Below are 12,589 nucleotides of genomic sequence, written 5' to 3'. Positions count from 1 at the left end.
AAAGCATTCTTTCATTCAGAGATTAAAGGCTGAGTGAAAGAGTGCTTTTTTGCGTCTATGTGGAATTTGGAAGAATTCAGAAGCAGGCATTACTGCGTATGTTCAGATTCATTTTTCTGCTGTTTCCGGTACTGTGCCGGTGTGTAGCCAATGATCCGTTTGAATGTGGCGATGTAATTGCTGACCTGGTTGTATCCGACCAGTCCGGCAATCTGTGAGATGGGCAGATCGCGGTGAAGGAGGGAAACACTGGTCTGGATGCGGTAATTAGTTAAATATCCATAGGGAGTTGTGTGAAGAATATTTTGAAAAATCCGGCAGCATTCTCCGACGCTGATATTGGCTGATGCAGCCAGGTCTGAGAGCTGTAAATCATCTGCGTAATGTGCATAGATGAACAGGAGAATGGATTGCAGGCGCTGCTGGCGCAGGAGGTTAATAGAGGTAGAATTCCCACTGCTGTGAAAATTGGAAATCAGCAGATTCCACATCGAGGCAATCTTAATGCAGATAGAATATTCATTGCCTTTAACCTGATTGGAAAGAAATAAATCGGTTATTTTTTTATGCAGTCCGATCAACTCTTTTTGCCATTCGGATTCCGGGTGAATAGAGAAAGCGGAGAATTTCCCACCGGCGGTATAGGGCAGGACGTAGTCCTGATCCATGCGGCTTCCAGGAAAAAAGGCAAGAAGGCGGTAAGGAAAATTGAGGCTCGCATAGGAGCCGTCTTCCGACATCTGTGTGACGGCATGAATCAGGGAGGTGTTGACGAAAATCAGATCTCCAGCCTGTCCGGGCAGAGAAAGATTATCTACCTGCATTGTCAATGTTCCGCTTAGTACGAGGGTAAACTGCAGCTCATCATGCCAGTGGAAGTCGCGCAGCCAGCGTCCCGGCGGCTGCATGGAATGAATATCAGAATAGTAGACATTGACCGGAAAATCTTGATCTTGATAGTGGTTGATTTCCTGTAACTGGGAAGTAGATTTCAAAGGATCCCTTCTTTCTATAAAAATTCAATATGTTAAGATTTTGGTATTTTTAGTTATTGATATTGTACCATTTCCACATAAGAATTGCTATACTTTTAAACGAAAAGAGATTTATATCAGGTGCTAAAAAAATAAATCCCACAGAATGGGAATGTGAGTAAAAAATAGGAGGAAATCAGATGGCAGCAATCGAAAGAAAACCATACATGGATCGGATTGACCGATTAAAACAGAGAGTATTAAAGACCAAGCCAGAGATGGATCTGGAAAATGCAATTATCCTGACAAAGGGTTTCCAGGAATCAGAGGGACAGCCGCTGTGCATCCGGAAAGCATATGCATTTAAGAAACAGTGCCTGGAGAAAACTGTAAAAATCTGGGGGGATGAGCTGATTGTCGGAAATGCCGGAAGCAAGCAGCGCGGCGGTATTTTAAGTGTCGATACCTGCTGGTCGGTTCTGGATGAGGAGCTGGATACCATCAGTACCCGTCCATATGACCCATTCTATCTGCGCCCAGAGGATCGGAAGGCATTTGAGGAGATCATCCGCCCGTACTGGAAGGGACGTTCCACGTATGAGCAGTGGCTGGTACAATGCCCAGATTTTGCGGCAACCTTACGTGACTGCGGCGCTCTTTACATCAACCGTAAATCGGTTCGTGGCTGGGGCGAGACGACTGCGGGTTATTCCAGAGTCATTAAAGAAGGCATGGAGGGAATCAAGGCGCATATCCATAAAGTGCTTGATACACTTGATATTACCCGTCCGGGTGACTATGAGAAGATTGAATATCTGAAAGCGATGGAGCTGGCAGCTGATGGTATCTCCGCATTGGGACACCGCTATGCGGCAGAGGCGAGAAAGCTGGCAGAGGCAGAGCCGGATGAGAAGCGCAGAAAAGAACTGTTACAGATTGCAGAGACCTGCGATCAGGTTCCGGAAAAACCGGCGCGTACCTTCCGCGAGGCGATTCAGTCGATGTATATTTACCAGACCTGTATTTTTATGGAGCAGAATGCAGCAAGCTACAACCCGGGACGTATGGATCAGTATCTTTACCCATTTTATAAGGCAGATATCAAGGCTGGCCGTTTGACAGAGGAAGAGGCGCAGGAACTTTTGGACTGCTTATGGGTTAAATTCTCTGAGCAGTGTCTGTTCCAGGATCAGGTAACCGCACAGTTTTCCGCCGGTTACCCAATGTTCCAGAACGTATGCTGCGGCGGTGTGGATGAGCGCGGCATGGACGCAGTCAATGACGTGTCGTACCTGATTTTGCAGGCAACCGCAGAAGTACAGTTATATCAGCCGTCCCTGTCTGTCCGCTACAATATGGCGAAGAATCCGAGCAGCTTCTTAAAGAAGATTGCAGAGGTTATCAAGCTTGGAACCGGTTTCCCGGCATTCCACAACGATGAAGTTGGTATCGAGATGCTCCTGAACAAGGGAATCCCGTTAAAAGAAGCATATAACTGGAATCCATGCGGCTGTGTAGAGACGAACCTGGAAGGAAAACAGAGATGCTACACCGCATATGCAGACTTCAACTTAGGTTCTGCGGTTGAATTTGCCCTGTTAAACGGCAAGAGCCGTAAATATGGCATTCAGGCATCTGAGGCGACCGGCGATCCGACTGCCTTTAATACCTACGAAGAGTTTGAAGAGGCAGTCAAAGAGCAGATCCGCTATGAACTTCGCGGAACCGTGGCTTCCAGCCATGTATGCGATGACATTGGCTTCCAGAGGGTCGTTCCGGCACTTTCCCTTTCCTTCTATGAGTGCGTAGAGAATGCGAAAGATTACGCATGGGGCGGTGCGAAATATAACCTTGGAAATGGTATTGATGCGATCGGCGTAGCAGACCTGATCAACAGCCTGATTGCAGTAAAGAAACTTGTATTTGATGAGAAAAAAGTAACGATGCAGCGTCTTCTGGATGCACTGGATGCAAACTTTGTGGGTTATGAGGATGTCAAGAAGATGTGTGATGAAGCTCCGAAGTACGGCAATGATGACGACGAAGTAAACGAGCTGACCGGTGATATGTTCTGTTTTATCGCGGACTATATCGAGTCGTTCCACAGCAAATTCGGCAAGATGACGCCAGGTATTCTTCCGGTATCTGGAAATACTCCGTTTGGTCTGGAGGTCGGTGCACTTCCGTCCGGACGTCTGGCTTGGAAACCGTTAGCAGACGGCGTATCTCCGAACCAGGGAACCGATACCGAGGGCATGGGCGCTGTATTGAAATCCATTTCCCACATTCCGCATGGCCGTTTCAATCAGGGAACTCTGCTGAATGTAAAGATGGATACGGTATTCCGCGACAGCCCGAACTCGACAAAAGAACTGATGAACTACCTGAGGAGTCTCTGCTCCCTGGGCGTATTCCACACACAGTTCAATGTCATCGATACGGAGACCTTAAAAGAAGCACAGAAGCATCCGGAGGATTACAACGGACTGCTGGTACGTGTAGCTGGTTATACAGCATATTTTACAGAGCTTGGAAAAGAAGTACAGGACGATATCATTTCCAGAACTTCACATTCCAATATCTGCTAGGAAAAAGAGTGAAATTTGCCGTGTTTCATAAAAAATGCGGCAAATCAGCTACCGGGGATGTGCATCATGCGCGGTGGCGGGCAGCAGGCAAGGTGTACTTGACAGGAGGAACAGCGTATGGAATTAAAAGCAAATATTCTTCGGATTGAGCGGTTATCCCTCTCCGATGGGAAGGGAATGCGGACAGTTGTATTTTTTAAGGGCTGTCCCCTGCGCTGTGCCTGGTGTTCGACACCGGAGTCGCAGTCGGGGCAGCGGGAAGTCTACTATATGAAAGAGCGCTGCACCGGATGCGGCGCCTGCATCCAGGTCTGTCCGGAACAGGCACTTCGCCGGAGCGAAAAAACGGGAGAGATCGTGAGGGATCACAGCCGCTGTAAACAGTGCTTTCAGTGTGTGGATGCCTGCAATTACCGGGCACAGCAGATCTATGGCAAGGAGATGACCGTAAAAGAAGTAATGCGCGAGATCCAGAAGGATGAGATGTTTTTCTTCTATTCTGATGGTGGAGTGACACTTTCAGGAGGTGATCTGTTCTGTCAGACGGATTTTGCGGAAGCACTGCTGGAGGCCTGTGATGACGCCTGCATCAATGCGGCGGCAGAGTTAGATATGTTTACTTCGTTTGAAAATGTGAAACGGATCGTGCCGCATCTGCAGATGTTTTATGTGGATGTGAAAACTATGGATCCGGAAAAGCATAAAAAATGGACGGGGCAGGACAATGCCTGTATTCTGGAAAATATCCGCAAAGCCGATGCGATCTGCGCGCCGCATTCGATTCATGTCCGTGTGCCGCTGGTAGAAGGAGTCAATGATGATGTGGAAAATATTCGGAAAACGGCGCAGTTATGCCAGGAACTTAAAAATTGTCAGGAATTGGAATTTCTGCCATATCATAGACTGGGGCTTCATGCATACCGGCAACTGGGAAGAAACTATCAATTAGAAGAACATGCGTCGATGAGCCGTTGGGATGTGTATCAGAAAATGGGATTTCTGTGCGAAACGGATTGGATGTTTGATATAGCGATATCAGGATTGGAGGTGTATAAAGCTGGAATAGGAAAAACGGGAGTAACAGAGGAGGTGTTAAAAGCGTAAAATACGATAAAAATTAGTATTGGATAAAAATGGATAATGGGAAAATGCGTACCGTGTAAGATAAGGCTGGTTGGTGAAAAATAGTCTTGCACGGTACGTTTATTTCTATGAATTTTCTATGAATTTCAATTTTCCTCTGGACAAACAAGATGAGTTAGTGTATACTAACTTCATCAGCAGTTAGATAGAGCTAACTTTCGGAGGATAAAATATGAGTGTTGTAATTGTAGGTGGTCATGACCGCATGGTCAGCCAGTACGTGAAAATCTGCAAATCATTTAACTGTAAGGCAAAGGTATTTACACAGATGACGGCGGATTTCGGCAAACAGATCGGAGCGCCGGATCTGCTTGTACTCTTTACAAGCACCGTTTCCCATAAAATGATTCGGACGGCGGTTGATGGTGCAAAGGGAAGCCGGACAGAAGTTGTCCGCTGCCACACCAGCAGCAAAACCGCGTTGGAAGAAATTTTGCAGGAACACTGTGCAGCTTGCTGACGTATTTAAATGCGAAGCCACGGCAAATTCCGTTACTGGGCACGTATGCGTGAACAGTAACTCCGTCGGTTTCTGGAAACGATAGATTGATTTCGATATGGTTTGAAATATTCTTCCAAATATGGTATTCTAGTATATAGTATTATGGTAACTGGTCGGCAGTTTGGGAAGACTATTCTGCGGGAGACGGGAAGGCACGAAGCCAGGCCGGTTATGTGTTAGAAGTTTGGAGGGAATCACTTTGAAAATACAGCAGTCAGCAGAGGATTATCTGGAAACGATTCTTATGTTAAGCTATCGCAAGCCGATGATCCGTTCGATCGATGTAGTCAATGAGCTGGGGTATTCAAAACCAAGCGTCAGCGTTGCGATGAAGAATCTTCGTGAAAACGGTTATATTTCGATGGATCATGAGGGATATATCACTCTGGAGCCGTCGGGACGGAAGATCGCGGAGATGATTTATGAGCGTCATACATTACTGACAAAGCTTTTGGTAGCGTTGGATGTGCCAAGAGAGGTGGCAGTGGAAGATGCCTGCCGCATTGAACATGTGATCAGCCCGCAGAGTTTTGAGGCAATCAAAGAATTTGCAGCCGCGCATCTGGCAAAGATCGAGAAAGCAAACCGGGCAGATGAGCCGGAAAAATAGATGGCTGTTTAAGATTCGGACAGTTATATTCTCATCATAAATTTATAATTGCAGAGGACACGGAAGAGAGACCGCACGCGTGAACGTGGCGGTCTCTTTTTTCATAGGAAATTACGTCCTATGAAAAAACGCTCCGCGGGATGTGCACTCGCGTGAAGAAGCTTTTCTCAAATAAAATCGATCAGGCGTTGAGCATCTGCACCGAAAAATCATTAAAAGTACCCAGAACCGCCAGCGTGTAGCTGTAACCGCTGCGAAGCCGGATATTCGTGTTGACGATGGCGAAGCCCGGATTGGTTCGGCGGTAGACGGTCAGCTGGTAGATGCCGGGGATGATGTGCATGTAGCGCGTATAATTCATGTAATCCAGATCGGATACGACCAGACGTCCGTTCAGGTATATATCGATCGGTTCGCGGATGGAGGCGGCATTGTAGAAACGCAGGTGCGCGATCTCCGATGAGGTGGAAAAGAACGGCGAGAGAATGCCCCAGGTCCAGAGCGCGCCATTTGGAGATGGCTTCCAGTTGGAACCGCCGCAGTTTATGCAGCCGCCGGTGTTTGGGCTGCCATGATTATTGGACGGCAGGCTGGGCATCACATCCCCGTATGGCCCGAAACCTGGAGATACCTGAAGATCATTGGATGAGCTGTCCGGATATGTTAAGATAACAGGAGGCTGAGAACTAAATCCAGACTGTGCCGTATCACTGGTTCCAGCTGCTGCCGCATCCGTCTCCGGTGCCGCCGCCGGAGTCGTGTCAGCATCCCCCTCAGGCACTGCTGCTGCATCGTAGTTGTATGTTTCCATAAAAAGATACCCCTTTTCATATTGGCTATATTGCAGTATATGAAGAAGAAAAAAGGAGAGTTACTATTTGCAGGCAGGAATTTTCTGGACTGAAAATCCTGTTCGATCCTGTAGAAAAGTGTATTTTACCGATCTGGAATGCGGAGCATCGGCAAAAATCAGTTATAGTTTACATGAATTGGTGAAAGGTCAAGAATGAAGAAAATAAAAAAGAGACTCGAATCTCGAATCTCTTTTCAGTGACCTGTCCGGGAATCGAACCCGGGTTTACGCCGTGAGAGGGCGTCGTCTTGACCGCTTGACCAACAGGCCATATTTAATTTTATTCAATCGAGGCGACGTGATTCGAACACGCGACCTCTGCGTCCCGAACGCAGCGCTCTACCAAACTGAGCCACGCCTCGATATGATTTTCTCGCTTTTGAAGCGGTGCTCATCAGCGACTCCTATATACTATCACGCCTTCCAAAAAAATGCAAGCGTTTTTTTGAAAAAAATTGAAAAAGTTTTAAAAAATTGAAAAAACCCTTTAAAATCAATATTTTCACGCTTTTAACTTATATTTCGAAATTATTATGAATAACGTAAGAAAGCGAAAGGATGATTAAAGTCCTGCTAAGGATGCGCCGAAACTCTTTTCATTTTGGATAAAAAGAATAAAATGGGGAACAAAGCATAGTGAGCTTGCATTGAAAAATGAATGAGTCAGGAGGAATTAAGTATGAACATCATCGCAGCCATCTTATTTGGAATATATGGAGTGATCGGAGGCGTGAGTACCGTCGTATGTACCGTGAGCATTCCGGGTATCATTATTTGGAAAATTTACCGGAAAACGAAATATCATAAGGCGCTGACGGATTAAGGAAAATAAGAATTATAAAAAAAGGGTCTTGCAGGTGAAAGATTTTCTATCTGCAAGACCCTTTTTTGCTTAAAATCAATGTAATTATCGGACAATATAGACATCGGCGCTTCTCTTTCCATACTGCAGTGCCTGACTGTGGGAATTGAAGAAGATGTCCAGTTTGTTTCCGCGGATGCCGCTGCCGCTGTCCTCAACGGTATAGACAACGCCGTTGATGCGGAGTTTAGTTCCGAGCGGGAATACGCGCAAGTCGGCGGAAATGGTATGTCCTGCCTGCGGAATGGTGCCGGATTTAGTGCGGTTCTTTCCACCACGGCAGCATCTGCGGCAGCTGCAGTAAGCAGTTGTCGTAAAACGTCCGGCGTAGATTTCAGCAGGTGCCTCTGCTTCCTGTGCCTCGGCAGCAGCATTTGTGTCAGTATTTTCAGTCATTGCAGCTTCGCCAGCGTTCTCTGCCTCCACTTGTGCAGACTCATTTGAAAATGCAGCGACTTCTGCCTCGGAAGCGTTCGTGTCAGCCGCTTCTTCCGCAGCAGCGTTTGTCTGCTTTCTAATCAGCTCCGGATCGGAAGCCGGACCAGATGGTGTCTGGGCTGCTTCGGTGGAAGTGCCGTTTGTTTCTTCACCGGCTGCCGCATCTATTTGGGAGACAAGCTCGGTTCCGGCATCTGTGGCTGCCAGTGTATTCATGGTGCCTGCCATGAGACAGACCAGGCTCATTGCCGTTGTGGCAAGTCCGCGCCGCATGGTGTTCATCATATTCATCAAATAAAAACCTCTCATTTCAATTTAGATTCATTTGTCTCATCGCAACGATTGTGCATCTCACAAATATTGCAATGTGTTTACAAATGTTATAATTTATTACTATTATATTACAAAAATGTTAAATGTCAAGTCGGAGAGCCGGAAATAGGGCTCTGGGAGCGGTCGGAGGTTCGACAAGTCGAAAGCTTGTTCGAACGCAAACAGGAAAGCGGGGAAGGGAGTTTCTACCTATAGAAAATGTGAAAATCAGCGTGCCTAAAAACAGGGTATGCAGAATGGAAAATTTTATTCGAAAAAAGAAGAAAAAAATTTTTTTAAAAACCGAAAAAAATCATTGACAAATACTTGCGTAAGTAATATAGTATGAACTGTAGATATTAGCACTCTGATAGATTGAGTGCTAACAGAAAACTTCCAGAGCGGGTTTAAGAGACCGGCGGAAGCGGATGCACGGAAGGAGAGATTGGATGGAACTGGATGAGAGAAAAGAAAAGATTTTGAAAGCGATTATCCAGAACTATCTGGAGACCGGAGAGCCGGTTGGTTCCAGAACGATCTCCAAGTATTCCGATTTGAAACTCAGTTCGGCGACGATTCGAAATGAGATGTCGGATCTGGAAGAACTGGGATATATCATTCAGCCGCACACATCGGCAGGCCGGATTCCTTCAGATAAAGGATATCGTTTCTATGTGGATCAGTTGATTCATGAGAAAGAGACGGAGGTCACGCAGGTGCGTGATATGGTCATCCAGAGAGTGGATCGGGTGGAGCTTCTGTTAAAGCAGATGGCAAAGCTTTTGGCGAGCAATACGAATTATGCGACGCTGATCAGCGGACCGCAGTATCACCAGACGAAGATCAAGTTTATACAGCTTTCCAGAGTGGAAGCCGGGAAACTCCTGATTGTCACTGTTTTAGAAGGCAACATTATCAAGAACTCGATTGTGGCACTCGATGCGGAGCTGACCGATGAGGACATCCTGAATCTGAATATTCTTTTAAATAGCGGTCTCAACGGATTGACGATGGAGCAGATTAATCTGGATGTCATTACCCGGATGAAAGGGCAGGCAGGCGAGCGCAGCCACATCGTGGATGTGGTACTAAGCGAGGTGGCCGAGGCGATTCGTTCCGGCGAGGAAGATTTACAGATTTACACCGAAGGTACGACGAACATTTTCAAATATCCAGAACTGAGCGATGGCGCGAAAGCCAGCCAGCTCATCGGGACACTGGAGCAGAAAGACCTCTGGAGAGAGATTCTTACCGAGGACGATGCGGACAGCGATAAGAAAAATGAGATTCAGGTCTACATCGGAAGTGAGACACAGGTGCAGTCGATGAAGGACTGCAGTATCGTTACTGCCAATTATGAATTGGGGGACGGACTTCGGGGAACGATAGGAATCGTTGGACCGAAACGAATGGATTATGACAAAGTTGTATCGACCCTGCGCTCATTAAAGAGCCAGCTCGATCAGACATTCAATCATAAAGATACCGAGTAGCACGGATGTGCAAAATAAAGAGGTGAGAGACATGGCAAAGACAGAGATAGATTCCAAAGCAGCCGAGGCAGCAAATGAGGAGCAGGTAAAAGAAACAGAAACCCAGGCAGAAGCTGAGGCAGTGAAGGAAAAGGAAGCTTCTTCGGAAGACGCACAAGCGCCGGAGGGAGAAAAAGAGAAAAAAGGATTTTTCTCCAAAAAGAAGGATAAGAAAGATGAGCAGATCGAGGAGCTGACGGATCGCCTGAAGCGCACGATGGCTGAATTTGACAATTTCCGAAAACGAACGGAGAAAGAAAAATCAGCGATGTATGAGATTGGCGCAAAGGACATCATCGAGAAGATTCTCCCGGTGGTGGACAATTTCGAGCGTGGTCTGGCGACCATCCCGGAGGGCGAAGAAAAAAGTGCTTTCGCCGAGGGCATGGATAAGGTTTACAAGCAGCTCGTAAAAACACTGGGTGATGCAGGTGTAAAGCCAATCGAAGCGGTTGGTCAGCCATTTGATCCGAACTTCCACAATGCAGTGATGCATATTGAGGATGAAAACCTGGGTGAGAATGTGGTAGCCGAGGAGTTCCAGAAAGGCTATGTATACCGCGACAGCGTGGTTCGCCACAGCATGGTAAAAGTGGCAAATTAAAATAGGTAACACGTAAACAGCTGGCACCCAGAATTCGGTGCTGGTGGTTGATTTGATATAATATAGACAGACAGGCGGCAGAATTTAACTCCCATGGGGAGAAAGAGAACTGCCAGAAAAAGATAATTTCAGGAGGAAATAACTATGAGCAAGATTATCGGTATTGACTTAGGTACAACAAACAGTTGTGTAGCCGTTATGGAAGGTGGTAAACCGGTTGTTATCGCAAATACAGAAGGTATCCGTACCACACCGTCCGTTGTGGCATTTACAAAGACAGGCGAGAGACTGGTCGGCGAGCCGGCAAAGCGTCAGGCAGTTACCAACGCTGAGAAGACCATTTCTTCTATCAAGAGACACATGGGTAGCGACTACAAAGTAACCATTGATGACAAGAAATATACGCCGCAGGAGATTTCCGCGATGATTCTGCAGAAGCTGAAAGCAGATGCAGAGAGCTACTTGGGCGAGAAGGTAAACGAGGCAGTTATTACTGTTCCGGCTTACTTCAACGACGCACAGCGTCAGGCAACCAAGGATGCAGGTAAGATCGCTGGTCTGGATGTAAAGAGAATTATCAACGAGCCGACGGCAGCAGCGCTTGCGTATGGCCTTGATAATGAGAAAGAGCAGAAGATCATGGTATATGACTTAGGTGGCGGTACATTCGATGTTTCCATCATCGAGATCGGTGACGGCGTTATCGAGGTTCTGGCAACCAACGGCGATACACATCTGGGCGGCGATGATTTCGATAACCGTATTACCCAGTGGATGATCGACGAGTTCAAGAAAGCAGAGGGTGTAGACCTTTCCGCTGATAAGATGGCGCTTCAGAGACTGAAAGAAGCAGCTGAGAAAGCGAAAAAAGAGCTTTCTTCCGCAACTACAACCAATATCAACCTTCCGTTCATCACTGCAACCAGCGAGGGACCGAAGCATCTGGATATGAACCTGACCAGAGCTAAATTTGATGAGCTGACCAGAGACTTAATCGAGAGAACCGCAATTCCGGTACAGAACGCACTGAAAGATGCTGGTATCACTGCTTCTGAGTTAAGCAAAGTACTTCTGGTAGGTGGTTCCACACGTATGCTGGCAGCACAGGAAGAAGTAAAACGTCTGACTGGTAAAGAGCCGAGCAAATCCTTAAACCCGGATGAGTGCGTAGCAATCGGTGCAGCTATCCAAGGTGGTAAGCTGGCTGGCGATGCCGGTGCCGGTGATATCCTTCTTCTGGATGTAACTCCGCTGTCCCTGTCCATCGAGACTATGGGTGGTGTAGCAACCAGACTGATTGAGAGAAATACCACAATCCCGACCAAGAAGAGCCAGATCTTCTCTACCGCAGCTGATAACCAGACCGCTGTTGATATCCACGTTGTACAGGGCGAGAGACAGTTCGCAAAGGACAACAAGACACTGGGAACCTTCCGTCTGGATGGCATTCTTCCGGCAAGAAGAGGTGTTCCGCAGATTGAGGTTACCTTCGATATTGATGCAAACGGTATCGTAAATGTATCTGCAAAAGACCTTGGTACAGGTAAAGAGCAGCACATCACGATTACCTCTGGTTCCAATATGTCCGATTCCGATATCGATAAGGCAGTCAAAGAGGCAGCTGAGTACGAGGCACAGGATAAGAAGAGAAAAGAGGGCATCGATGCAAGAAATGAAGCTGACTCCATGGTATTCCAGACCGAGAAGGCTCTGCAGGATGTAGGCGATAAGATCGATGCAAACGATAAAGCAGCCGTAGAAGCTGACTTAAATGCACTGAAAGAAGCTATCAACAAAGCTCCCATCGACCAGATGACCGATGCACAGATTGATGAAATCAAGGCTGGCAAGGAAAAACTGATGAACAGCGCACAGGCACTCTTCAGCAAGGTTTACGAGCAGGCACAGGCAGCTGGCGCAGCAGGAGCACAGGGCGGAGCTCAGGGTGCAGCTGATGCAGGAAGTGCACCGCACGACGATAATGTAGTTGACGGAGACTTTAAAGAGGTATAATATAATAAGCAGCCATTTTTCAAAGAAAAATGAGCGGATTACGAATGTTTTTGAGGATTGCGGGAGCACGCAGTGCGGAGCAATCCGGGGCATCGGGGTATCAATAGAAAAACGCAGTGAGGGGCTGTCGCAGGAATCTGCGGCAGACCCCCATTTGT

11 protein-coding genes and 2 tRNA genes are annotated in these 12,589 nt (G+C 47.1%); 8 read left to right on the top strand and 5 right to left on the bottom strand.

The annotated features are described in order from the left end of the window. Positions 1-89: 89 nt before the first annotated feature. Positions 90-995, bottom strand: coding sequence for an AraC family transcriptional regulator (locus DXD12_RS09005; protein WP_118638126.1), 906 nt, complete (start codon positions 993-995; stop codon positions 90-92). A gap of 179 nt (positions 996-1,174) precedes the next feature. Between DXD12_RS09005 and DXD12_RS09000 the strand changes: the two genes are divergently transcribed. The 4 genes from DXD12_RS09000 to DXD12_RS08985 all read left to right on the top strand — a co-directional run bounded on the left by DXD12_RS09000 (position 1,175) and on the right by DXD12_RS08985 (position 5,817). Then, a complete protein-coding gene (locus tag DXD12_RS09000; RefSeq protein ID WP_118638124.1) occupies positions 1,175-3,562 on the top strand; it encodes a formate C-acetyltransferase/glycerol dehydratase family glycyl radical enzyme in 2,388 nt (795 codons plus the stop codon). Positions 3,563-3,679: 117 nt separating this feature from the next. After that, positions 3,680-4,666 (top strand): glycyl-radical enzyme activating protein, encoded by a 987-nt coding sequence (locus tag DXD12_RS08995; protein ID WP_118538385.1) that lies wholly within the window; start codon positions 3,680-3,682, stop codon positions 4,664-4,666. 211 nt (positions 4,667-4,877) lie between these two features. After that, positions 4,878-5,165, top strand: coding sequence for a DUF2325 domain-containing protein (locus tag DXD12_RS08990; RefSeq protein ID WP_022358490.1), 288 nt, complete (start codon positions 4,878-4,880; stop codon positions 5,163-5,165). 241 nt (positions 5,166-5,406) lie between these two features. Then, positions 5,407-5,817 carry a metal-dependent transcriptional regulator gene (locus tag DXD12_RS08985; protein ID WP_118471928.1) on the top strand — a complete coding sequence of 137 codons (411 nt, stop codon included), beginning with the start codon at positions 5,407-5,409 and terminating at the stop codon, positions 5,815-5,817. 181 nt (positions 5,818-5,998) lie between these two features. Here the strand turns inward: DXD12_RS08985 and DXD12_RS08980 are convergent, their stop codons facing one another. The 3 genes from DXD12_RS08980 to DXD12_RS08970 all read right to left on the bottom strand — a co-directional run bounded on the left by DXD12_RS08980 (position 5,999) and on the right by DXD12_RS08970 (position 7,032). Continuing rightward, on the bottom strand, positions 5,999-6,628 hold the full coding sequence (locus DXD12_RS08980; RefSeq protein WP_022358492.1) for a DUF4397 domain-containing protein: 630 nt from the start codon (positions 6,626-6,628) through the stop codon (positions 5,999-6,001). Positions 6,629-6,868: 240 nt separating this feature from the next. Further along, positions 6,869-6,940, bottom strand: a tRNA-Glu gene (locus tag DXD12_RS08975). An 18-nt stretch (positions 6,941-6,958) separates the two neighbouring features. Next, positions 6,959-7,032: transfer RNA gene (locus DXD12_RS08970), tRNA-Pro, on the bottom strand. Between the two features lie 317 nt (positions 7,033-7,349). On the opposite strand from DXD12_RS08970, the gene DXD12_RS15335 reads away from it, so the two are divergent. Then, positions 7,350-7,493 carry a hypothetical protein gene (locus tag DXD12_RS15335; RefSeq protein ID WP_022358601.1) on the top strand — a complete coding sequence of 48 codons (144 nt, stop codon included), beginning with the start codon at positions 7,350-7,352 and terminating at the stop codon, positions 7,491-7,493. 84 nt (positions 7,494-7,577) lie between these two features. Here DXD12_RS15335 and DXD12_RS08965 read toward each other — a convergent pair whose 3' ends face one another. After that, positions 7,578-8,261 (bottom strand): 3D domain-containing protein, encoded by a 684-nt coding sequence (locus DXD12_RS08965; protein WP_182457053.1) that lies wholly within the window; start codon positions 8,259-8,261, stop codon positions 7,578-7,580. Positions 8,262-8,731: 470 nt separating this feature from the next. Between DXD12_RS08965 and hrcA the strand changes: the two genes are divergently transcribed. The 3 genes from hrcA (at position 8,732) to dnaK (ending at position 12,431) form a co-directional block, all read left to right on the top strand. Beyond that, positions 8,732-9,775 (top strand): heat-inducible transcriptional repressor HrcA, encoded by a 1,044-nt coding sequence (hrcA, locus tag DXD12_RS08960; protein ID WP_107001098.1) that lies wholly within the window; start codon positions 8,732-8,734, stop codon positions 9,773-9,775. Positions 9,776-9,806: 31 nt separating this feature from the next. Further along, positions 9,807-10,418 (top strand): nucleotide exchange factor GrpE, encoded by a 612-nt coding sequence (gene grpE / locus DXD12_RS08955; protein WP_118471934.1) that lies wholly within the window; start codon positions 9,807-9,809, stop codon positions 10,416-10,418. A gap of 144 nt (positions 10,419-10,562) precedes the next feature. Beyond that, on the top strand, positions 10,563-12,431 hold the full coding sequence (gene dnaK / locus DXD12_RS08950) for a molecular chaperone DnaK (RefSeq protein ID WP_022359496.1): 1,869 nt from the start codon (positions 10,563-10,565) through the stop codon (positions 12,429-12,431). The last annotated feature ends 158 nt before the right edge of the window (positions 12,432-12,589 follow it).

Source organism: Clostridium sp. TF11-13AC (genome assembly GCF_003481065.1).
In the GTDB taxonomy this organism is placed as follows: domain Bacteria; phylum Bacillota; class Clostridia; order Lachnospirales; family Lachnospiraceae; genus Otoolea; species Otoolea fessa.
This window is presented reverse-complemented; position numbering and strand designations above follow the sequence as displayed.

What these genes read in the sequence shown, in the direction of transcription:
- DXD12_RS09000 (WP_118638124.1), top strand. Translation starts at nt 1,175, where the DNA reads ATGGCAGCAATCGAAAGAAAACCATACATGGATCGGATTGACCGATTA.
- DXD12_RS08995 (WP_118538385.1), top strand. Translation starts at nt 3,680, where the DNA reads ATGGAATTAAAAGCAAATATTCTTCGGATTGAGCGGTTATCCCTCTCC.
- DXD12_RS08990 (WP_022358490.1), top strand. Translation starts at nt 4,878, where the DNA reads ATGAGTGTTGTAATTGTAGGTGGTCATGACCGCATGGTCAGCCAGTAC.
- DXD12_RS08980 (WP_022358492.1), bottom strand. Translation starts at nt 6,628, where the DNA reads ATGGAAACATACAACTACGATGCAGCAGCAGTGCCTGAGGGGGATGCT.
- DXD12_RS15335 (WP_022358601.1), top strand. Translation starts at nt 7,350, where the DNA reads ATGAACATCATCGCAGCCATCTTATTTGGAATATATGGAGTGATCGGA.
- DXD12_RS08965 (WP_182457053.1), bottom strand. Translation starts at nt 8,261, where the DNA reads ATGAATATGATGAACACCATGCGGCGCGGACTTGCCACAACGGCAATG.
- hrcA (WP_107001098.1), top strand. Translation starts at nt 8,732, where the DNA reads ATGGAACTGGATGAGAGAAAAGAAAAGATTTTGAAAGCGATTATCCAG.
- grpE (WP_118471934.1), top strand. Translation starts at nt 9,807, where the DNA reads ATGGCAAAGACAGAGATAGATTCCAAAGCAGCCGAGGCAGCAAATGAG.
- dnaK (WP_022359496.1), top strand. Translation starts at nt 10,563, where the DNA reads ATGAGCAAGATTATCGGTATTGACTTAGGTACAACAAACAGTTGTGTA.